The 20,354-nt window shown below is 53.0% G+C and carries 20 protein-coding genes; 6 read left to right on the top strand and 14 right to left on the bottom strand.

Annotation, left to right across the window (positions count from 1 at the left end):
* The first annotated feature begins 5 nt into the window (after nucleotides 1–5).
* On the top strand, nucleotides 6–1,052 hold the full coding sequence (gene fbpC / locus FDX11_RS16075) for a ferric ABC transporter ATP-binding protein (protein ID WP_042310230.1): 1,047 nt from the start codon (nucleotides 6–8) through the stop codon (nucleotides 1,050–1,052).
* A 108-nt stretch (nucleotides 1,053–1,160) separates the two neighbouring features.
* On the opposite strand, the gene mmuM is transcribed toward fbpC, so the two are convergent.
* From mmuM to FDX11_RS16035, 8 genes are all read right to left on the bottom strand, one after another.
* Entirely contained in the window at nucleotides 1,161–2,093 is a 933-nt protein-coding gene (gene mmuM / locus FDX11_RS16070; RefSeq protein ID WP_137366113.1) for a homocysteine S-methyltransferase, read from the bottom strand.
* A 152-nt stretch (nucleotides 2,094–2,245) separates the two neighbouring features.
* Nucleotides 2,246–3,457, bottom strand: coding sequence for a 3-(3-hydroxy-phenyl)propionate transporter MhpT (gene mhpT / locus FDX11_RS16065; RefSeq protein WP_137398224.1), 1,212 nt, complete (start codon nucleotides 3,455–3,457; stop codon nucleotides 2,246–2,248).
* 68 nt (nucleotides 3,458–3,525) lie between these two features.
* Nucleotides 3,526–4,539, bottom strand: a complete 1,014-nt coding sequence (gene mhpE / locus FDX11_RS16060) for a 4-hydroxy-2-oxovalerate aldolase (protein WP_137398223.1) — start codon at nucleotides 4,537–4,539, stop codon at nucleotides 3,526–3,528.
* Nucleotides 4,536–5,486: an acetaldehyde dehydrogenase gene (mhpF, locus tag FDX11_RS16055; protein ID WP_042310236.1), complete on the bottom strand. Its 951-nt coding sequence runs from the start codon at nucleotides 5,484–5,486 to the stop codon at nucleotides 4,536–4,538. Before mhpF ends, mhpE begins: the two co-directional genes overlap by 4 nt.
* Nucleotides 5,483–6,292 carry a 2-keto-4-pentenoate hydratase gene (mhpD, locus tag FDX11_RS16050; protein ID WP_137360360.1) on the bottom strand — a complete coding sequence of 270 codons (810 nt, stop codon included), beginning with the start codon at nucleotides 6,290–6,292 and terminating at the stop codon, nucleotides 5,483–5,485. Before mhpD ends, mhpF begins: the two co-directional genes overlap by 4 nt.
* 9 nt (nucleotides 6,293–6,301) lie before the next feature.
* A complete protein-coding gene (mhpC, locus tag FDX11_RS16045) occupies nucleotides 6,302–7,168 on the bottom strand; it encodes a 2-hydroxy-6-oxonona-2,4-dienedioate hydrolase (protein WP_079225288.1) in 867 nt (288 codons plus the stop codon).
* Nucleotides 7,169–7,196: 28 nt separating this feature from the next.
* The gene (gene mhpB, locus FDX11_RS16040; RefSeq protein WP_137398222.1) at nucleotides 7,197–8,141 is read right to left on the bottom strand and encodes a 2,3-dihydroxyphenylpropionate/2,3-dihydroxicinnamic acid 1,2-dioxygenase; all 945 of its coding nucleotides are present in this window, start codon (nucleotides 8,139–8,141) and stop codon (nucleotides 7,197–7,199) included.
* Nucleotide 8,142: 1 nt separating this feature from the next.
* Nucleotides 8,143–9,807 carry a bifunctional 3-(3-hydroxy-phenyl)propionate/3-hydroxycinnamic acid hydroxylase gene (locus FDX11_RS16035; RefSeq protein WP_137349043.1) on the bottom strand — a complete coding sequence of 555 codons (1,665 nt, stop codon included), beginning with the start codon at nucleotides 9,805–9,807 and terminating at the stop codon, nucleotides 8,143–8,145.
* A 190-nt stretch (nucleotides 9,808–9,997) separates the two neighbouring features.
* On the opposite strand from FDX11_RS16035, the gene FDX11_RS16030 reads away from it, so the two are divergent.
* Entirely contained in the window at nucleotides 9,998–10,810 is an 813-nt protein-coding gene (locus FDX11_RS16030) for a DNA-binding transcriptional regulator (RefSeq protein WP_212734569.1), read from the top strand.
* Nucleotides 10,811–10,976: 166 nt separating this feature from the next.
* Here the strand turns inward: FDX11_RS16030 and FDX11_RS16025 are convergent, their stop codons facing one another.
* Nucleotides 10,977–11,993 (bottom strand): hypothetical protein, encoded by a 1,017-nt coding sequence (locus FDX11_RS16025; protein WP_137398220.1) that lies wholly within the window; start codon nucleotides 11,991–11,993, stop codon nucleotides 10,977–10,979.
* A 114-nt stretch (nucleotides 11,994–12,107) separates the two neighbouring features.
* Nucleotides 12,108–12,830, bottom strand: coding sequence for a hypothetical protein (locus tag FDX11_RS16020; protein WP_137398219.1), 723 nt, complete (start codon nucleotides 12,828–12,830; stop codon nucleotides 12,108–12,110).
* Between the two features lie 526 nt (nucleotides 12,831–13,356).
* Here FDX11_RS16020 and FDX11_RS16015 point away from each other — a divergent pair.
* Nucleotides 13,357–14,214: an alpha/beta fold hydrolase gene (locus FDX11_RS16015; protein ID WP_137398218.1), complete on the top strand. Its 858-nt coding sequence runs from the start codon at nucleotides 13,357–13,359 to the stop codon at nucleotides 14,212–14,214.
* 111 nt (nucleotides 14,215–14,325) lie between these two features.
* Here the strand turns inward: FDX11_RS16015 and FDX11_RS16010 are convergent, their stop codons facing one another.
* The 3 genes from FDX11_RS16010 to FDX11_RS16000 all read right to left on the bottom strand — a co-directional run bounded on the left by FDX11_RS16010 (nucleotide 14,326) and on the right by FDX11_RS16000 (nucleotide 16,233).
* Entirely contained in the window at nucleotides 14,326–15,042 is a 717-nt protein-coding gene (locus FDX11_RS16010; protein WP_042310255.1) for a YebC/PmpR family DNA-binding transcriptional regulator, read from the bottom strand.
* Nucleotides 15,043–15,424: 382 nt separating this feature from the next.
* Nucleotides 15,425–15,901, bottom strand: a complete 477-nt coding sequence (locus tag FDX11_RS16005) for a cold-shock protein (RefSeq protein ID WP_042310257.1) — start codon at nucleotides 15,899–15,901, stop codon at nucleotides 15,425–15,427.
* 86 nt (nucleotides 15,902–15,987) lie between these two features.
* Nucleotides 15,988–16,233 (bottom strand): YmjA family protein, encoded by a 246-nt coding sequence (locus FDX11_RS16000; protein WP_042310259.1) that lies wholly within the window; start codon nucleotides 16,231–16,233, stop codon nucleotides 15,988–15,990.
* 495 nt (nucleotides 16,234–16,728) lie between these two features.
* On the opposite strand from FDX11_RS16000, the gene FDX11_RS15995 reads away from it, so the two are divergent.
* Both FDX11_RS15995 and FDX11_RS15990 read left to right on the top strand, forming a co-directional pair.
* Nucleotides 16,729–17,505 (top strand): MBL fold metallo-hydrolase, encoded by a 777-nt coding sequence (locus tag FDX11_RS15995; protein ID WP_042310261.1) that lies wholly within the window; start codon nucleotides 16,729–16,731, stop codon nucleotides 17,503–17,505.
* A gap of 18 nt (nucleotides 17,506–17,523) precedes the next feature.
* Nucleotides 17,524–18,474: a GlxA family transcriptional regulator gene (locus FDX11_RS15990; RefSeq protein WP_137398217.1), complete on the top strand. Its 951-nt coding sequence runs from the start codon at nucleotides 17,524–17,526 to the stop codon at nucleotides 18,472–18,474.
* Here the strand turns inward: FDX11_RS15990 and FDX11_RS15985 are convergent.
* A complete protein-coding gene (locus FDX11_RS15985) occupies nucleotides 18,471–19,079 on the bottom strand; it encodes a class I SAM-dependent methyltransferase (RefSeq protein WP_137398216.1) in 609 nt (202 codons plus the stop codon). The genes FDX11_RS15990 and FDX11_RS15985 overlap by 4 nt on opposite strands.
* A gap of 152 nt (nucleotides 19,080–19,231) precedes the next feature.
* Between FDX11_RS15985 and FDX11_RS15980 the strand changes: the two genes are divergently transcribed.
* On the top strand, nucleotides 19,232–20,323 hold the full coding sequence (locus FDX11_RS15980; protein ID WP_137398278.1) for a LacI family DNA-binding transcriptional regulator: 1,092 nt from the start codon (nucleotides 19,232–19,234) through the stop codon (nucleotides 20,321–20,323).
* Nucleotides 20,324–20,354 lie beyond the last annotated feature (31 nt).

The raw sequence follows: 20,354 nt of genomic DNA, 5'->3' as shown, positions 1-20,354 counted from the left end.
GCACTATGACTCAGAAAAATTTCGTTGAACTGCGCAACGTCACTAAACGATTTGGCAGCAACACAGTTATCGACAACATCAACCTCACCATTCCGCAGGGGCAAATGGTGACGCTGCTCGGCCCCTCCGGCTGTGGCAAAACCACCATTTTGCGCCTGGTCGCCGGGCTGGAAAAACCGAGTGAAGGCCAGATTTTTATTGATGGCGAAGACGTCACCCATCGTTCCATTCAGCAGCGCGATATCTGCATGGTGTTTCAGTCGTATGCTCTGTTTCCGCACATGTCGCTGGGGGAGAACGTCGGCTATGGCCTGAAGATGCTCGGCGTGTCGCGCAGCGAAGTGAAGGCACGGGTGAAAGAAGCGCTGGCGATGGTGGATCTGGAGGGTTTCGAAGATCGCTATGTCGATCAGATCTCCGGCGGTCAGCAGCAGCGCGTGGCGCTGGCCCGCGCGTTAATCCTCAAACCGAAGGTGCTGCTGTTTGATGAGCCGCTGAGCAACCTGGATGCCAACCTGCGTCGCAGCATGCGCGACAAGATCCGCGAGCTACAAAAGCAGTTTGATATCACCTCGCTGTACGTTACCCACGATCAGAGCGAAGCCTTTGCGGTTTCCGATACCGTCCTGGTGATGAATAAAGGACACATCATGCAGATCGGTACGCCACAGGATCTTTATCGTCAGCCGGCCTCACGTTTTATGGCGAGCTTTATGGGCGATGCCAACTTGTTCCCAGCCACCTTCAGCGCAGGATACGTTGATATCTACGGCTATCGTTTGCCGCGCCCGCCGCACTTTAACGATCATGGGGAAGGGATGGTCGGCGTACGTCCCGAAGCGATCACGCTCAGCGATCGCGGCGAGGAGAGCCAGCGCTGCGCGATCCGCCACGTCGCCTATATGGGGCCGCAGTATGAGGTCACGGTGGAGTGGCACGGGCAGGAGATTTTATTGCAGGTCAACGCCACCCGCCTGCAGCCAGACATCGGCGAGCAATATTACCTTGAAATCCACCCGTACGGCATGTTTGTGCTGGCGGATGCGGCATAACGTTTTGTTGCTTTGTAGGCCGGATAAGGCGCTTGTACCGCCATCCGGCAATGCCTGATGCGCTGAGCTTATCAGGCCTACAGTGAACGATGTAGGCCCGATAAACTCTCAGCGCTGCGCGTTCAGCTCAGCAATATCCTTCGGCGTGGTGCGACAGCACCCGCCGATCAACCGTGCGCCAGCGGCCTGCCACTGCGGCAAATAATCCGCCAACTGCGCACAATGTTCACCGTGATGATGCCAGGTTTTGCTTGCCGCATCATAATGCTCGCCTGAGTTTGGATACACCGCCAGCGGCAGCGCCGTTAAGCCGTGCAGATGCTGCAATGCGGCAGTGGTCTTTTCCAGCGCAATACAGTTAATGCCTAACGCCACCACCTGCGGATAACCCGCCAGCAACGCCACCACGTCGTGCAGCGGGGTACCGTCGCTCAGGTGCTCGCTGTCGCGCAGGGTAAATGAGAACCACGCCCGGGCACGCGGATACGCGGTCAACAGCTCAGCCAGCGCACCAATCTCGGTAAAATTCGGCAGGGTTTCACAGGCCAGCAGATCGGCCCCGGCATCCAGCAACGCTTCCACGCGCGGACGGTGAAATGCCTGAAATTCCTCAACGCTACGTTGGTAATCGCCACGATACTCTGATCCATCCGCCAGATACGCGCCATAAGGCCCGACGGATCCTGCCACCAGCAGCGTACCCGCCTGCGGGTTCTCAGCCAGCCAGGCTTCACGCGCTTTACGTGCCAACTCCACGCTTTTGCCAATCAGCGCTTTCGACTGCGCTTCATCCAGGCCGCGCGCGGCAAAACCTGCTGGCGTGGCCTGATAGCTGGCGGTGATCGCGCATTGCGCCCCCGCCCGGTAATAATCAAGATGTACTTCGCGGATAAGCTGCGGGTTTTCGACCAGCACTTTGGCTGACCACAGGCTGTCAGCTAAATCACAACCGCGCGCTTCCAGCTCCGTCGCCATCGCACCATCCAGTAACAGGAAATCCTGTTTGTCGAGGATGGCGCTTAACGGATTATTCTGCGACATGTTCTGTTCTGGCTCCTGTTTTGACGGAAATAAGCCCTCACACTATCACAGACATACCCGCAAGGCTCCGCGCTCACCCGCAATTATGGCGATGTGTCTACCCTGCTCCAGACGCAGATGCCCGCGTCGGGCACTCCACTCCGGACGATCGCTTAAGCACCGTTAGCCGGGATCGGCATCTGCGATTTACGGCTCATCAGAATAAATACCGCCAGGCCCGCCAGCAAAATCCCCGGCGCAGACGCCGCCATCACGCCCACCGTTCCGGTGCCCAGCGCTAACATTTTCCCGGCCAGCAGCGGGCCGCTCATCGCGCCCAAACGTCCGACGGCGACGGCGGTGCCCACGCCGGTGGCGCGGATCTGCGTGTTGTAAAATAACGGCGCCAGCGCATACAGCACGCTTTGCCCACCGGTGGCAAACATCCCCGCGACAAATCCCGCCATCAGCATGCCGCTGAATGTCGACACCGTCCCCAGCGCCAGTAGCGAAGCCAACATCCCGGTGTAGATCAGCAGCGACATCACCACCGGACGCAGTTTGTCCATCAACGCCCCGAGAATTAACGTCCCGCTGGCCGCGCCGATTTGCAGAGCAAACATCACGCCTGCTGCCTGCGAGGGCTGAAATCCCTGCTCCACCAGCAGCATCGGTAGCCAGTTGATCAGCATATACACCACCAGCAGGGTGAAGAAATAGCACAGCCAAAGCAGCAGCGTAGCGCTCGCCGTCGCTGGCGCAAACAGGGCGCGCAACGGCGCGGCAGCCACCTGCGTTTGTTGGGTATAAACCTGCGATTCCGGCAGCCAGCGCATCAACAACGGAACCAGCAGCAGCGGGATCACCCCACCAACCCAGAACACCGTTTGCCAGGCGGAGGCGAGCCCGCTAAACCCAAGCGCCGCCGCCAGCGCCGCGCCAATCGGTACGCCGCAATACATCAGACTCACCGCCGTGCCGCGAAAACGTGGACCCGCCGCTTCGGAGGTCAGCGCGATCAGATTCGGCAATGCCGCGCCCAGCCCCACGCCGGTCATCAGACGGGCAACGACCAGCGACGAGAAATCCCAGGAAATCGCCGTCGCCAGCGAGAACAGGCCGAACAGCGCCACGGAGGCAATGAGAATACGCTTGCGGCCATAGCGATCGGCCAGTATACCGCCGACCAACGCGCCGGGCAGCAGGCCGAGAATGCCCGCGCTGAAGATCCAGCCCATCTGCATTTTATCCAGCGCAAACGCATGAGCGATACCGACGGCAGCGATCCCGGCGGCCTGGAGATCCAGCCCTTCCATCAGGGCGACTAAAAAACACAGCCCGACGGTCAACGTCAGGCGCCAGGATGCGGGGGTACGGGTAGTCATAAGATGTACCTCTGAGGTCACGATGCAGGTGAATCGCGGCTGATACATTGCCAGCCGCGTAATCATTTTTATTTGCTGTTACGCAGATCCAGCGCCACGTCGACGATCATATCTTCCTGGCCGCCCACCATTCGGCGCTTGCCCAGTTCAACCAGAATATCGACCGCGCTCAGGCCATAACGCGCCGCCGCCACTTCGCAATGACGCAGGAAGCTGGAGTACACCCCGGCATAGCCCAGCGCCAGCGTTTCGCGATCCACTCGCACCGGGCGGTCCTGCAGCGGACGCACCAGATCGTCGGCAGCATCCATCAGCGCATACAGATCGGTGCCGTGCTGCCAACCGAGCTTATCCGCAGCAGCGATAAACACTTCCAGCGGCGCATTGCCCGCGCCTGCGCCCATCCCCGCCAGGCTGGCGTCGATACGGTCGCAGCCCTCTTCCACCGCAGCAATCGAGTTCGCCACACCGAGACTGAGGTTGTGGTGCGCATGCATTCCGGTTTCCGTCTCCGGATTCAGTACCGCTTTCAGGGCGCGGAAGCGGGCGCGAATATCGCTCATGTTCATCGCCCCGCCGGAATCGACCACGTAGATACAAGTCGCGCCGTAGTTTTCCATCAGCTTCGCCTGCTGCGCCAGATTTTCCGGCGTGGTCATGTGGCTCATCATCAGAAAGCCGACGGTATCCATACCCAGTTCGCGTGCATATTGAATATGCTGGGCCGACACGTCCGCTTCGGTGCAGTGGGTCGCCACGCGTACCACCCGCGCCCCGGCCTGATACGCATTTTTCAGGTCGTGAATAGTACCGATCCCCGGCAGTAACAGCGTGGCGATCTTAGCGTGCTGCACCACGTCCGCCGCCGCTTCAATCCACTCGAGATCGCTGTGCGCGCCAAAGCCGTAGTTAAAGCTGGAACCTTGTAAACCATCACCATGCGCCACTTCAATAGAATCGACCCGCGCATCATCCAGCGCTTTCGCAATCTGGCGCACGTTTTCCAGCGAATACTGGTGACGAATGGCGTGCATACCGTCACGCAGGGTCACGTCAGAGATATAGAGTTTTTTACCGTTCATGCTGCTTCTCCTGCCTGACGGGTGAGTGACTGCGCCATCTTCTCAGCGGTCGCCAGCGCGCTGGAGGTCATAATGTCGAGGTTGCCCGCATAAGCTGGCAGGTAGTGCGCCGCACCTTCGACTTCCAGATACACTGCGGTTTTCAGCCCGGAGAACTGGCCGATACCCGGCAGATTCACCGGTTTATCCTGTGGAATGACTTCAAACTGTACGCGCTGTTTCAGGCGATAACCCGGCACATAGGCCTGTACCGCCGCCGCCATCTCGTTGATAGACGCTTCAACTTCAATCTCGGAGGCCGCTTCGCTTAGCACATACACTGTGTCACGCATCATCAGCGGCGGTTCGGCCGGGTTGAGCACAATGATGGCTTTACCTTTTTCGGCGCCGCCGACCACTTCAATCGCCTTTGAGGTGGTTTCGGTGAACTCATCAATATTGGCGCGAGTGCCCGGCCCCGCAGATTTACTGGCGATCGAGGCAATAATTTCGGCGTAATGGACTTTTGCCACGCGAGAGACTGCCGCCACCATCGGGATGGTCGCCTGCCCGCCGCAGGTCACCATATTGACGTTCTGCTGGTCAACGTTGGCTGCCAGATTCACCACCGGCACGCAGTATGGACCGATCGCCGCGGGCGTCAGGTCGATCAGGCGGATCCCCGGTTTAACGGCGCGAAGCAGGGCGTCGTTCTTCACATGTGCGCCCGCGCTGGTGGCGTCAAACACGATGTCGATATCGGCAAATTCCGGCATGGCGATAAGCCCGGTCACCCCTTCATGGGTGGTGGCAACGCCCATACGTCTGGCGCGCGCCAGACCATCGGATTGCGGGTCAATCCCCACCATCACCGCCATCTCCAGATGCACGCCGTGGCGCAGAATTTTAATCATCAAATCGGTGCCGATATTACCGGAGCCGATAATGGCGACTTTACGCTTACTCATGACTGACTTCCTTTTGTAACCGCCGCTGAAAAAGTGGCGGCAACTGAACCAATACCGTCGATATGGGCTTCAAAACGATCGCCCGCGTTCACTGCTACCATCGGGCCTAACGCCCCGGTGAGAATGATGTCCCCCGCACGCAGCGGCTCGCCGAGGCTGGCCATTTTGCGCGCCAGCCAGACGGCGGCGTTGATCGGATGCCCCAGACATTCGCTGCCGCGCCCGCTGGAGACCTCTTCGTGATTGCGCGTCATTTTCATCGCGCAGTTTTTCAGATCTAACCCTGCCGGACGCTGCGCCGGGCCGCCGACCACATACACGCCGCAGGAGGCGTTATCCGCCACGGTATCGACAAACTTTATTGACCAGTCGCGGATACGGCTGCCAACCACTTCCAGCGCGGGCAGCACCCACTCGATGGCGTTATACAGCTCATCAAAAGTGGTGTCGGCATTGGGCAGATCGCGGTTCAGCACCAGCGCAATTTCCGCTTCAATACGCGGTTGCAGTACACGCGAAAACGGAATGGTGTCGTTATCGCCGTAGCACATGTCGGCAAACAGCGTGCCGAAGTCTGGCTGATCGACGCCCAGCTGTTGTTGCACTTTCGGGTGCGTCAGCCCCACTTTTCGCCCAACCACGCGCCGCCCGCGCGCCACGCTGTCCTGCACGTTGATACGCTGAATGGCATAGGCCGCGTCGGCATTGTCCACGCCGATCAATTCGCGCAGCGGGGCGATAGCTTCCCCTTTTTCCTCTGCCTGGCGTAAATCAGCAGCTAACTGCTCAAGATTAAGATTCGTCATGTCAGTTCCTTAAGGGCGTGCGAGGAAGTTCAGCACCAGTTGGTTAAATGCATCCGCATGTTCCCATTGCGCCCAGTGCCCGCAGTCGCGGTAGATGTGCAGTTCAGAACCGGCAATCCCGGAGAGCAGGCGCAGACCGGCGTCCATCGGCACGAACCGGTCGTTGCGGCCCCAGACAATCAGGGTCTGCGCCTTGATTTCACCCAGCCGCGGACTGAAATCCGGGAACTGTTTCGGATTGGCTTCCAGGCTCTGGACAAAGTTTTCCAGGTGATCGCGGCGCGACAGCATGTTATTCAGACGCGCCTCAAACAGCGCTTCAGTCAGGTCACTGGTGTCGAAGACAAAGATCTCCATCATCAGCTTCAGGTTTTCGATGGTCGGCTCACGATACAGCTGATTCAGACGCTTGATGCCTTCGGTCGGCATCGGGGTAAACAGGCTCATGCCGCCCGTTCCACCGCCCATCAGTACCAGCTTGCCCACGCGCTCCGGCCAGGTGAGAGTAAACGCCACTGCACTGTGTCCGCCCATTGAGTTACCCAGCAGGTGGATTTTCTGAATATCCAACTGATCGACTACGCTTTTCAGAATGCGGGCGTTGAGATCGGATCGCGAACCACGGTTAACGATCCCATCGCTTTTCCCCCAGCCAGGGCAATCCAGCAGGATCACCCGGTATCCGGCCTCAACCAGCGGATCGATGTTGCGGCTGAAGTTCGCCCAGCCCGTCGCGCCAGGACCTGAGCCGTGCAGTAGCACCACGGTCTCTTCGCCCTGCCCACAGTCATTGAAATGTACGCGTAGGGTTTCGCCTGCCTCCTGCACCTCCAGAAAACGGCTGGTGGCGGCTTCGGTTTGCGGTTGGTAAGTCATGATTTTCTCCTGCATATTCAGTTCTGTTTCAGTTCTGTGTGGTGGCGCTCAGGGAGCCGAATCCGGCGATCCACTCCGGGATCGGGCGATAGTAACGACCTTCGCTGCGCCAGTTGCCAAAGACAGAAATGGCAGCGAAGGCGGCAACCCAGGTTTTCACTTCGTGCGTTGATTTGCCCGCCATCGCGGATAGCTCTTCATTGCTGACCGTGTCCAGTTCCTGCAAACGTCCCTGCTCAAGCAGGGTCATAAAGCGGTTATCCCAGACGGGGTTAAGCGGATGCAGTGTGTGCTGGTCTTGCACAAATTTTTCGGCGGCGCTGATCACTCGCTGCTCGCGCAATTCACGCTCGTTCTCGGGTAACTGTTTGCCGCTGCCAAGCAGACGGTCGCGCATATGGGCATCGGCCTTCGCCAGCTCCGGCACCGGTGGCTGATGCGACAGTCCACCAGAACCTAAAAACAGCACGCGTTTATTCAGCGAACTGGCGAAACGACCAATGGCTTCACCGAGCATGCGGGTACGCTGAAAGCCCGGCAGCGGCGTGGCGACGCCGTTAATAAACACCGGTAACACCGGGACCTTATCCAGGCCACCGAGCAAAAACTCCAGCGGCTGCGCAAAGCCGTGATCGACCTGCATGTTGTAGGACACGGCAAGATCGATACCGCTTTTCATCACCGCATGGGCGCAGGCTTCAGCGAGATCGGTCGGCACCGGCAGTTCCCCAGCAGCGCTGCCGAAATCGCCGATTGCGGTGGCTCCTACGCCTAAACAGAACGGCGGCATCACATCGTAGAAAAAACCGTTGTAGTGATCGGGGGCAAACAGCACCACCAGCTCAGGGTCGAACGCCGCAATACGTGCGCGGGCGCTGGCGATCACGCCGTTAACTTCATCAAGCACGGCCTGCGCCGGGTCGACATAGCCCACCAGCGGCGAGTGGGAAAGACAGTGAAGATAAGCGTGCATATCAGGCTACCTTTTCAACAGGAAGATCGGTATTTACGCGGGTGAGCGTCATCACCGACGCCAGTTTATTCAGGGTGTTGCCCAGGGTTTGCGGAATAGCGATGGCGGCCACAAAGCGGTCCGGGCGCATCACCACCAGTGCGGCATTGTGTTGGGCAAACCACGCGCGCAGACGGTTTTGCGTATCGCCAATGCGGATAACGCCGTCATGGTTATCCTGATCGGTATGTATCTGCGTATCCGGCACCACCTGGATAAACCGCGTCCCCAGCGCCTGCCACTGTTGGATCTGCACTTCACTCATGCCCCACAGCGGATTACAGCCCCAGCCAATCACCGCGAAATTCGGGCCGATGACATTGTCGAGCAACGTCACTTCGCCGGTTTCCAGCGTGACCTTCGGCTGGATAAACATCTTGCCGACTGGCGAGGTTTTCGCGTCACCTTCACGCACCAACGCCCCGATGTGGTACTGCGGCATCGGCTTAAAGCGCATTTCAAGGAAGTAACGTTTTACCGGTGGGATGTAGTTCAGCAGCCAGGAAACTCCGTCGCGTACCGCGCCGTGCCAGCGTTTTGGCGGCGCCAGCACGTTGCCAGCGGTAACCGACAAATCGATCATCGCTTTGGCGTGATCGCGGCGCTCCTGCTGGTAGGTATCCAGCAACGCATCACCGGCTTTGCCATTAATCACCAGCGCCAGTTTCCACGCCAGATTGAAGGCATCGCGCATACCGCTGTTGTACCCCTGCCCCTGCCAGACCGGCATAATGTGCGCCGCGTCGCCCGCCAGCAACACACGGTCAATACGAAAGCGTTCGGCCAGCCGGGCGTTATGGGTGTACACGCGCTGGCGGATCAGCTCGACGTTATCCGGGTTCGGCAGCACTTTGCTCAAGAGTTGGCGCATATTCTGCGGCTCGCTAAGCTGGGCTTCGGTTTCTCCCGGCATCACCATAAATTCAAAGCGGCGCACCGCATGCGGCAGCGCGGCAGAAACATACGGGCGCACCGGATCGCAACACAGGTACACATGCGGCGTACTCAGCGGATCGTTGGCGATATCCACTACAATCCACTGATTCGGTGCGGTTTTACCTTCAAATGGCACATTCAGCGAGCGCCTGACGTTGCTGGCGCCACCGTCGCAGGCCACCAGCCACTGGGCCTTCACCGTTTCCCGCTGACCGTCCGGCGCTTTCAGGTTCAGCGTCACTTCGCCATTTTGCTGGCTGAAGGCTTCCAGTTCGCGAGAAAACAGGCAACGCACGTTGGGGAAACGCGACAGCCCTTCCAGCATCACCGCATCTACCTGCGGCTGAATGAACGCATTGCGGCGCGACCAGCCAAATTCGTCGGTCATCGGCTGGATATCGGCAAAGCAGCGGCCTTTCGGGGTAAGAAAGCGCATCGCGTGCCACGGCGTGGTGTGTGGCAAAACGTTCTCGACCAGACCAACGGACTGCATGGTGCGCAGCGCTTCATCGTCAATACCGATGGCGCGGGGATAGTCGATCAGCGTGTCGAGCTTCTCTACCACCAGCACCTCAATACCCATCTGACCAAGATAATTCGCCATCATCAGCCCTACCGGGCCGGCTCCAGCAATCGCTACCTGCACGGTGTGCTGCACTGCGGGTTGGATATCAGGATTTATAGTTGTCATTTCAGAACCTCACTACTCGGACAAAACGCAATTGCAGGCCCTGGTGAGGCGCAATTTGTTTTGTTAAAAATATGTGAATAATTTTTATTGTGCGGTCAGTATAGAAGTGAGTTTTTGCGCTACAATCAAAACATGCCTGGATGTGCACCAAGTGCACAACGTTGTTTTATATGTAGATTTGTCAATGAATATGAAAAGTGACAACGGTACTGAATACAAAACCGTGCGCGGATTAACGCGCGGGTTAATGTTATTAAATATGTTAAATCGGCTTGACGGTGGGGCCAGCGTTGCCCTGCTTGCCGAGCTAAGCGGCCTGCACCGCACCACGGTCAGACGTCTGCTGGAAACGTTGCAGGATGAGGGATACGTCCGACGCAGCCTGTCCGATGACAGCTTTCGCTTAACCATTAAAGTCCGTCAGCTCAGCGAGGGATTTCGTGACGAGCAGTGGATTTCTGCGCTCGCCGCCCCGCTGTTGGGGGATTTGCTGCGCGAAGTCATCTGGCCGACCGACGTGTCCACACTGGACGTTGACGCGATGGTAGTACGTGAAACCACCCACCGCTTCAGCCGTCTGTCATTTCACCGGGCGATGGTCGGACGTCGATTACCGCTGCTGAAAACCGCCTCCGGCCTGACCTGGCTGGCATTTTGCCCGGAGAATGAACGTCAGGAACTGATTGAAATGCTGGCCTCAAGACCGGGAGAAGAGTTCCAGTTAGCCCGCGAACCGCTGAAACTCGACGCTATTCTGGCCCGCGCACGTAAAGACGGCTTTGGACAGAACTATCGCGGGTGGGATCAGGAAGAAAAAATCGCCTCCATCGCCGTTCCCATCCGCAGCGAACAGCGGGTTATCGGTTGTCTGAACCTGGTGTATCTAGCCAGCGCCATGACCATTGAACAGGCAGCGGAAAAGCATCTTCCGGCCTTACAAAAAGTGGCGAAACAGATAGAGGACGGCGTTGAGTCACAGGAAATTTTGGTTGCCGGGAGGTGAAGTAGATCACATTTGTTAGGTATCGGAGCGTCAGGCTTGAGGATGGCAGGGGCAAATAGCGACTTCATGTCATTTAGGTTAGTTTACACTATATTGTCGCACATAAATGGCAATCATCGATTAAGCAATCGACAATTGCCAACAAGATTGAAATTAAAATGGCATATTACACTGGCTGATTAAACTCAACATAAACAGTATAGTTCTCATCTTGCTCTCGATTGAGATCCACGCTTGCGCCTACTGAACCTGTGAACGCATTCATGCCAAATCCTAAGCGTCCCTCTTTAGTCGATGAGAATACGCTCTTCTTTTTTAATTCCAGTTCTGCACTAAGGCAACCACCCTTTTCCCTTGCAAATACAATGCTTTCCCATGATGGTTCATACGGTAACCAACTAAATGCTGATCTATCAAGTTCCCTACCTTTTTTCCATTCACAACCAGCTAAAGTAATAACTCGTTTAGCGCTACCGATATCCGTGGTCGCGGAATTTAATTTCATGCTAGTCTCAGCTGAACTAACAGGTAATGCAGTATCAATTTCTACTTTAGCATCACTTAATAAATTCGATTTATTTTCTTTGCGAAATTCTATTTTCGTCGCCCCCAGACTTACAAATACTCTTATCATCTCAGCCTCTCGTTCCTGAAGCAGGATATCATCTAAGCTATCACTGAGGATATAAAGATCCTTTTTAGAGTCATTATCCTCTGACAGAGGGTGTCTGATGTAAGCTTGATTTATCTGAGGATGACCAGGTTGAAAACGGTAATTTTCCTTTGAGGTCATATCGATAGTCATACTTATACGCTTTAAATATTTATCAAAAGAACTTGCAGATTGCTTCAAGCTGGCAACAGAAACATCTTCTTCATCTTTCTTTGAAAATAATTGATATAAAGAATAAGCGGCAGGTGCTGCGTTCACAAGAACTGCGACAGGTAATGGTAACAATCTCGCAGCCATTTCAAGCGCAATATTGGCCACTAAAGGATTTATCATTTTACGATCACTATTTTCTGTCTCGCAGTTTCCTTTAGAAGAGGTAAATGGCTTTCCTTTTTTTACTGTATTTTCGAGAGGTATTTCTTCGCCATCAGAAATTAGCGTCGTGATTATTTCTTCGGTCGAGGGTTCATCTTGAAGATCTTCATCTACAATAAATATTAAATTTTGCATCTTACCTCCAGGCTTAAAAACTTCCTATTTTTTTGATGTCACTTTAATACATACATATAATATACAGAGAACAGAAGTTCAGAATGATAAACACCAAACCCTTCTCACAAAAAATCAATTATTAATATATTTTTTACATTCTTCCGTTTTTGCAAAGACGTCATCATCTCGGCAAGCGATTTTTACTGCATCGATAAAATTGCTATTGCTTATTGGAGTCCAGAAATTATTAACAATTAAATATTTTTGACGTTTAACACCATCTCTAAGCTTTAGTTTTATTAACGCAGATTCAAGTTTTGCTATGTATTTATTATTTGACTTCGTTCTATATTCAGCAAATACTACAACATACTCCGGCTCTACATAATTCCTCGCAACCAAAGGTGGAACAAAGAAATTCACATCAGACTTCGCTGCCAATACATAGCCATTCATCTCTTTATACTCATACGCAGGCATAGAAGATATATTTCCACCAGGAATTGACACACCATCCTTAGTAAAAACACCGGTGATATCTTTTGTTATTTTATATATTACCTTTTGTTCAAAATCAGGAACTATTCTGAAAGTCTCAATAATCTGGTCGGTAGAACTTTTATTCGTCAAGTTAAATTCATAACTTCTTCCAGAAGATTTAACGTACCTGACCTCTACATCTCCAGTCAAAAAATCGAAAACATAGGTAACAGCAAATGTAAGTCCACCAGTAGCGGAGAGCCATAAAATAAAACTACTAATTTTTTTGAGAAAAGGTTTAGGCACATTCTTATCCTTTGGCTTTTTTTTTGACGGATTAGATTGCGGAGCCTTTCGTTTATTATTTCTACCCATTTTTATTTATTCATCCCGGCATTATAGTTTTGATGGATGAATGCTTGTATTTTTCCACTGCAGAGTAACAGACATGATCATCCTCTTTGATTAGTCATATGTTACTTTACTATTATTTTTTTACAACAGTTTGTTGTTTTCAAGTGGCTATGGATGGCTACTAAATATGGTTAATATTTGGAGTTATTTGGAATCATTTGGCGATTAACGAAACGCATTTACATAATATAACTACATATTCTGTAAAATTAACAGGATTATCCTGATTATTAGATTTTAGATAGATCACCAATAGCTCAGGAACCTGGTTTATCGACATCTCGGAGATATCGTTGAATGAGACGAATGTGCAGAAAGCGCTTGAGGTCTATGAAGCGCTGAGAGGAAAGCTAAAATAGCCTTACACTATTCACGGTCTCCTTTAACGAGGCCGGGATACAGAACAAAAAAAATCGCTAAATTTGGTAGTTAAAGCTACATTGAATTCAGAACTCACTGGTATGACCACAAAGATAAGGCTCTACGAATGAATTCAATATTAATACCCGTCAATGAAGGCGGATTTCTGTCTGCCACGATCTGGGAAAGAAGCGATGCCAAAGCAATCGTTATTCTCCACCCAGCCACGGCGGTGGTACAGGCGTTTTATAAGGGATTCGCAGAGTACCTTTTTAATCAGGGATTCAGTGTCATCACTTACGATTACCGTGGAATGGGCCGCTCAAAATCCGGGAAGCTCCGTAGCTACAGCATCTCGATGTCAGACTGGATCGAGCAGGATGTAGGCTGCATTACTGCCTGGGCTAAAACGCATTTCCCCGGACTTAACCTGCTGGCGGTAGGACACAGTGTCGGCGGACATGCTGTTCTGCTTTCCGCGGCCACCTCCGCCCTGCACGCGGCCGTCATTGTGGCCTCCCATGCCGGGGTGACGAGCACAATAAAACAAACGGCAGAGAAGGTGCGGGTCTGGTGCCTGCTGCGTGTTCTAGCCCCGGTTCTTTGCCGTATCTTCGGGTATATGCCTGCCAGGCGCCTTGGACTGGGCGAAGATTTGCCTGCTCCCGTGATGCTTCAGTGGGGACGCTGGAGCGCAATGCCGGGTTATTTCTACGACGATCCAGACTGGGATGCACGTCAACGGGCAAGTAAGATAACCTTACCTTTACTGGTGATGGGTTTTGATGACGATCCGTGGGCTAACCCTGAAGCCATTGCATCCCTGATGGAGCCAGTGCAAAACGCAAAAATCGAACATCGCGAAATTAGGCACGCAGATTTTGGTCTTTCTTCCGTGGGACACATGGGCTTTTTTCGGACGCGAAATGCGGAGAAATTATGGCCTATCGTCGGTCAGTGGCTGGCGAGACAGAGCCAAAATTGAGCCAGCAGATATTTACTTTTTTCTGCCGTACTGTCTGGCCAGATATACTTTTTATAACAAATCTATTCGTTAAAAAAATCTGCCACAATGACAGATTTCTTTAATTTAGAATTAGAGATTTGCAACGTTATGATATACTTTTTGAACATCATCGTCATCTTCAAGGGCATCAACAAGCCCTGCAAAGATTTCTAAATCTTCTGCCGACAGTTCAATTTCTGATTGAGCAATCATTTCTAATTCTGTTGTTGAGAACTCTGTAATTCCCGCTGCTTTTAACGCTGCAATGCCTTTATGAAGGTCGGTAGACTCAGTATAAATAATGATATTGCCTTCATCTTCGGTGACATCACGAACATCGACTTCAGCTTCAAGCAAAGTTTCAAAAATGTGGTCAGGATCAGTGCCTTTAAATACGATCACACCAGTATTGTCAAACATGTAGCTGACAGAACCTGCCGCCCCGATATTCCCACCTTTTTTATTGAAGATTGAACGAATATTAGCAATTGTGCGGTTAACGTTTGAAGTCAGGGTTTCAGCGATAATCATGGAACCACTTGGACCAAAGCCTTCATAACGCCCTTGCATGAACGTTTCGTCGCTGCCACCTTTGGCTTTATCAATCGCTTTATCAATAACGTGCTTGGGAACCTGGGCTTGTTTCGCACGTTCAATAACGAATTTTAAAGCAGTGTTTAATTCTGGGTCTGGATCACCTTGTTTAGCAGCAGCATAGATTTCCACACCGAATTTTGAATATACTTTAGACGTTGCACCGTCTTTAGCCGTTTTTTTACCAACAATATTGGCCCATTTACGTCCCACTGGAATGCACTCCCCGAAAATTTATTTACATTACGCGCAGATTAATAAACCGCGAGTTTTCTCCACCATATTATATCATGATGTGTAAATTCTCGTCTATGAGAAATAAAAATATCCCAACTTCATGAGATGCTACTTTTATTTAATCAATAATTAACATTATGAATAGATTATTACCAGACTCCGTCCTGCTTCTTTTGTTTTTATCCTAACTAATTGGACCTCAGCAATAATTAGGACGCGGAGCCAGCAACGGCTTCAGCTATTGAATAACGTTTTCTGCTCTGAGCGAGCGGTTTCTAACATCCTCAGCGCTCAGAGCAACAACATCCGCATGGGGCAATGGATAGCAGAGTTGCGGCACTTATCAGTCTGAAGAGCTTCAGACCTTAAGCAGTTTCACTGTCGCCTCGATGTCGATTTCATCTTCGGAGAAAATCAGCGTCGTGCCCTGGAAAGTGGTGATAGCCAGTTTTTTCAGCTTACGCATTTCACCTGGCTTCACCTCTGATTTCGGCCGGATACTGTTCATCAGCACGCCGACAGACAGCACCGCATTTTCTTTATCAATACGGGTCTCGACAGGGACTTCTTCGCTGTATACCAGGTACGACTTGATCGCCGTGAGCTTCAGACGTTCGCCAGCGATATAGATGTATTTACTGTCTGGTATGACCTTCACCGCATAGGCAGACAGACCTTTGTTGTTGGTGGTCGGTTCAAAGGTTACCGCCGCGTCTTTCTTGATCAGCTCAGGATTAGCAACCTTAATCACATGAAAATAGCGGTTTTCGCCATTTTCATCTTTGATAAATCCAAAGCCTTTATCTTTAAACCACGTTGTGATTGTTCCGTTCATTGCTGTTTCCACCTGATTAAATCTAATACTCGCAGAGTATATCTACTGAATTTGCGCGCAGTGTAAAACACAGACCACGTCTTTGGCTACTCGTTACCCCAGCGATTGAGGAACTCTGCGATATCGTCGATACGCTGCGCGTCGACACCGGCCACGGTTGCCATCTCCTGCTGCGCTTCTTCGCTAATTTCTTCATTGTTCATTAAACGGGTGATCAGTTGCTGAAAGTAGTGCGCCAGCGCGTCGCGTTCGGCATCGCTTACCGGCTTTGCGGCTTCGGTCGCGTACTCGTCGGCGATATCATAATATTTTAGCGGAATGTCGTTGTTCATGAGGTGCTCCGGGGTGAATGCCTGTGCCAGCAGTTGTCTGCCGCGTCTGATGTGAATGATAGCATTCTTATTTCATAGTTCGCGATCTGTTTTATTGGCTGCAATATATTGCATTTAACCAATATACTTTTTGAAGCCGCTTCGCATTTAATTAATCTTTATTTATATACCCTAAATAATTCGAGTTGCAGGAAGGCGGCGACGCAGAGAATCCCCAGGAGCTTACTCAAGTAAGTGACTGGGGTGAGCGAGGAAAGCCAACGAGCATGCAACTTGAAGTATGACGGGTATATATTTGTATTTTATTCAGGTCGGTACAATAGCAACGAATTAACCCGAGAGCTATAAAGTAAATATTCAATTACCTTAAATCTAATTACATTATCGGCCTCTGTAATTGGCCCGATCCCATCGCTACTCGCCCATTTGCCCACATTCAACTTATGCACAACACTCTACGATGACACCACTGACCCAACACGTGGAGCAATCACCATGAACATCACGCAAATCCGCAACGCCACGCAGTGCATCACCTTTGGTGGCAAAACCTTTCTAATCGATCCAATGCTGGCGGCAAAAGGTGCTTATCCGGGCTTTGCCGGAACGGCACGTGCGGAGATCCGCAATCCGACCGTCGATCTGCCTGTTAATATTGATAATCTGCTTAACGTCGATGCGCTGATCGTGACGCATCTGCATGAAGATCACTGGGATGAGGTTGCAGCACGGGTCGTGCCGAAAGACAAACCGATTTACGTGCAAAATGAGCAGGATGCGCAGGTGCTGCGAGATCAGGGTTTCACCCAACTTAATGTACTGACACACAATACCACGCTGGGCGACATCACCCTGCGTAAAACCGGCGGCCAGCATGGCTCAGATCGCGCTTACGCCATCCCGCAAATGGCGGAACGTTTAGGCGATGCCTGCGGGGTTATCTTTCAGCATCCGGCGGAAAAAACGCTGTATCTGGTTGGGGACACTATCTGGCGTGACGAAGTGGAAGCCAACATGCTGACTTTCCAGCCGGATGTGGTGATTTTGAACGCAGGTTTTGCCCACGTCATCGGTTTTGGCCCAATTATTATGGGCGCAGAAGATGTACTAAAAACCCACTTCACGCTTCCCAATGCACAAATTGTGGCCACGCATATGGAGGCGATAAACCACTGTTTGTTGACCCGCGCCGCGCTGAAAGCATACGCCAGCGACAACCAGATTGCGCAATGCGTCAACGTGCCGGAAGATGGTGAAACCCTGACGTTTTAATATCCGCAGAGGAATCGTATGCAGCCACTTACCGTCGCTATTGTCGCCGTGGAAGATTTCAGCCCGTTTCACTTCTCGGTGCCGTGCATCATTTTCAGTGACAAAGTGGCGGCGAAAAAGCGCTTCGATGTGCAATTGTGCGCCGAACAGCCCGGTATTGTTTCCTCGAAGGACGGTTTCTCGATTAACGCAGCTTATGGCTATGAAGCGGTGGAGGCAGCCGACATCGTGGTGATCCCTTACTGGGGCACGACCGCACATCGCCCGCCGCAGGGGTTGCTTGATGCGCTCAACCGTGCGCGGCAAAACGGCGCGCAAATGGTCGGGCTGTGTCTGGGCGCATTTGTCCTCGGCTATGCCGGTCTGCTGGATGGCAAACGGGCGGCCACGCACTGGGAGTTCGAGCAGGATTTCCAGGCCCGCTTCCCGGCGGCGCGTCTGGATATCAACGCTCTGTATGTGGATGACGACGGTATTATTACCTCCGCAGGCACTGCCGCCGCGCTGGATTGCTGTTTGTACGTGATCCGCCAACGTTTTGGCAGCACGGTAGCGAATCAGATTGCGCGGCGGATGATTGTGCCGCCGCATCGCGAAGGTGGTCAGGCCCAATTTATCGAACAGCCGGTGGCGAAAAACACCCAGGATCAGCGCATCAATGCGCTGCTTGATTATTTACGCCTGCATATCCACGAACAGCATAGTCTCGATGCGCTGGCGCAGCGGGTGATGATGAGCCGTCGCACGTTAACCCGTCACTTTATGAAAGCCACCGGGTCGAGCGTGGCAGAGTGGTTGATTGTCGAGCGTCTTCGCCGCAGCCAGGCGCTACTGGAGTCCAGTCAGTTGCCCGTTGAACGCATCGCCGAACAGGTCGGTTTTCAGTCGCCTGTCACCTGGCGTCAGCATTTTAAATCTCATTTCGGCGTCAGCCCCGCCGAATGGCGCAAAACCTTTCGCGGCGTTTAGCTTTTTTTCGCCAGCCACACCGTGTGCCCTGCGCATTCCGGATCTTTCATCACCATTTCAATCACCGTAAAGCCGTGCGCTGAGAGCAATGCGCGATACTCATCAGGTGCAAGGCTGGCGTGAAATAGCGGCTCGCCTTCAAATTGCCCCATAGCAATGTCATTCCCGGTACCGCTGGTAAACATCAGCGCGCTGCCGGGATGGCTAAGCCGGTCAAAAATTGGGAACATCTTTCGTTGGTCTTGCTGGGTTAAATGGAAAAAACTGTCCCACGCAATCAGGCCGGCAAAGGTTTCGTCGAGTGCCAGTTCACGCATATCCTGCTCCAGCCAGCGCTGCGCGGGAAAGGATTGCCGGGCACGCGCCAACATCGCTGCGGAACCATCAATCCCTGTGAGCTGAAAACCTTGCTGGATAAAATACCCGGCAATCGGCTGACCGTTCCCGCAGCCAATATCCACAATGCTGCCCTGCCCGCCCATAACCGAGATGAACTTGTCCAGCCAGCTTTTTTCAAACAGTGCACGAGAGCGCTGGCTGGCAAAGGCATCCGCATGACGCCTGTAGATAGACAGAATGTTATTTGCCGCAACGTCGCTCACCATGTCCTCACTTTTTTATTCTGTTAATAATCACGACGATAAATCCTCCGGCGCCAGAGACACAACCCTGGAATGCGCCTCGCAGAACCAATGCGCAAATCCCCCAAAACCGTCCCGCTGTGGCATCATAGCGCGTAGAAAACATCATGACAGGGGTGATAAACGTGAAACCGGTAACGCTATACGATGTGGCAGACCATGCAGGAGTCTCTTACCAGACCGTCTCGCGCGTCGTAAATCAGGCCAGCCACGTTTCTGCAAAAACCCGACAGAAAGTTGAGGCCGCGATGGCGGAACTCAACTACATCCCTAACCGCGTCGCACAGCAGCTGGCAGGTAAACAGACGTCGCTGATTGGCGTCGTGACGGCGAACCTTGCCCTGCACGCCCCTTCACAAATCGTTGCAGCCATAAAATCCCGCGCCGATCAGTCCGGTGCCAGCGTGGTGATCGCCATGGTCGAGCGCAGCGGCGTTGAGGCATGTAAAACCGCGGTCCATAACCTGCTTTCTCAGCGCGTAACCGGGCTGATCATCAACTATCCGCTGGACGAAGAAGACGCCATTGCCGTGGCTGCCGCCTGCGGTACGGTGCCAGTGCTGTTTCTCGATGTCTCTGACCAGACGCCAATTAACAGCGTGATTTTCTCCCATGACGACGGCGCACGCCTCGGCGTTGAACATCTGGTACAGCACAGACATCAGCGTATCGCCCTGCTGAGCGGGCCGCGCACTTCGGTTTCGGCAAGGCTTCGCCATGCGGGATGGCATAAATATCTGGCGTACTACCAGTTGCAACCCGTCGCGGAGCTGGAAGGCGACTGGAGCGCCATGTCCGGTTTTCAACAAACACTGCAACTGCTCAATAGCGGTAATCTCCCCACCGCTATGCTGGTTGCTAACGATCAAATGGCGCTGGGCGCGATGCGGGCAATCAGCGAGTTCGGCCTGCGGGTGGCGATGGATATCTCGGTGATCGGCTACGATGACACCGAAGACAGCGCCTGCTACATTCCACCGCTGACTACCATCAGGCAGGATTTTCCGTTATTAGGTGAAACCAGCGTCGACAGGCTGCTGCAACTTCCCCATGGCGAATCAACCGTGGGCAACCAACTGCTGCCCGTAACTCTGGTTAAGCGCAAAACGGTTCTGCCTCCCGATACGCAAACCACCTCTCCCCAGGCGCTCGCGGATTCACTCATCCAGTTGGCGAGGCAAGTCTCTCAGCTCACACCTAAAATGTGAACGTATAACAATTGTGTGAGTCAGTTCACTC

It is taken from the genome of Citrobacter sp. wls714 (genome assembly GCF_005281025.1).
GTDB classification, from domain to species: Bacteria; Pseudomonadota; Gammaproteobacteria; order Enterobacterales; family Enterobacteriaceae; genus Citrobacter; species Citrobacter werkmanii.
This window is presented reverse-complemented; position numbering and strand designations above follow the sequence as displayed.

Bases quoted from the DNA above. Each gene is read 5' to 3' on its own strand.
- mhpF (WP_042310236.1), bottom strand. From the start codon at position 5,486: ATGAGTAAGCGTAAAGTCGCCATTATCGGCTCCGGTAATATCGGCACC.
- FDX11_RS15985 (WP_137398216.1), bottom strand. From the start codon at position 19,079: ATGGTGAGCGACGTTGCGGCAAATAACATTCTGTCTATCTACAGGCGT.
- mhpC (WP_079225288.1), bottom strand. From the start codon at position 7,168: ATGACTTACCAACCGCAAACCGAAGCCGCCACCAGCCGTTTTCTGGAG.
- FDX11_RS15990 (WP_137398217.1), top strand. From the start codon at position 17,524: ATGCAGCCACTTACCGTCGCTATTGTCGCCGTGGAAGATTTCAGCCCG.
- mhpT (WP_137398224.1), bottom strand. From the start codon at position 3,457: ATGACTACCCGTACCCCCGCATCCTGGCGCCTGACGTTGACCGTCGGG.
- FDX11_RS16020 (WP_137398219.1), bottom strand. From the start codon at position 12,830: ATGGGTAGAAATAATAAACGAAAGGCTCCGCAATCTAATCCGTCAAAA.
- FDX11_RS16035 (WP_137349043.1), bottom strand. From the start codon at position 9,807: ATGACAACTATAAATCCTGATATCCAACCCGCAGTGCAGCACACCGTG.
- FDX11_RS16000 (WP_042310259.1), bottom strand. From the start codon at position 16,233: ATGAACAACGACATTCCGCTAAAATATTATGATATCGCCGACGAGTAC.
- FDX11_RS16030 (WP_212734569.1), top strand. From the start codon at position 9,998: ATGAAAAGTGACAACGGTACTGAATACAAAACCGTGCGCGGATTAACG.
- mmuM (WP_137366113.1), bottom strand. From the start codon at position 2,093: ATGTCGCAGAATAATCCGTTAAGCGCCATCCTCGACAAACAGGATTTC.
- mhpB (WP_137398222.1), bottom strand. From the start codon at position 8,141: ATGCACGCTTATCTTCACTGTCTTTCCCACTCGCCGCTGGTGGGCTAT.
- FDX11_RS15995 (WP_042310261.1), top strand. From the start codon at position 16,729: ATGAACATCACGCAAATCCGCAACGCCACGCAGTGCATCACCTTTGGT.
- FDX11_RS16025 (WP_137398220.1), bottom strand. From the start codon at position 11,993: ATGCAAAATTTAATATTTATTGTAGATGAAGATCTTCAAGATGAACCC.
- FDX11_RS16015 (WP_137398218.1), top strand. From the start codon at position 13,357: ATGAATTCAATATTAATACCCGTCAATGAAGGCGGATTTCTGTCTGCC.
- FDX11_RS16005 (WP_042310257.1), bottom strand. From the start codon at position 15,901: ATGAACGGAACAATCACAACGTGGTTTAAAGATAAAGGCTTTGGATTT.
- mhpE (WP_137398223.1), bottom strand. From the start codon at position 4,539: ATGAACGGTAAAAAACTCTATATCTCTGACGTGACCCTGCGTGACGGT.
- fbpC (WP_042310230.1), top strand. From the start codon at position 6: ATGACTCAGAAAAATTTCGTTGAACTGCGCAACGTCACTAAACGATTT.
- mhpD (WP_137360360.1), bottom strand. From the start codon at position 6,292: ATGACGAATCTTAATCTTGAGCAGTTAGCTGCTGATTTACGCCAGGCA.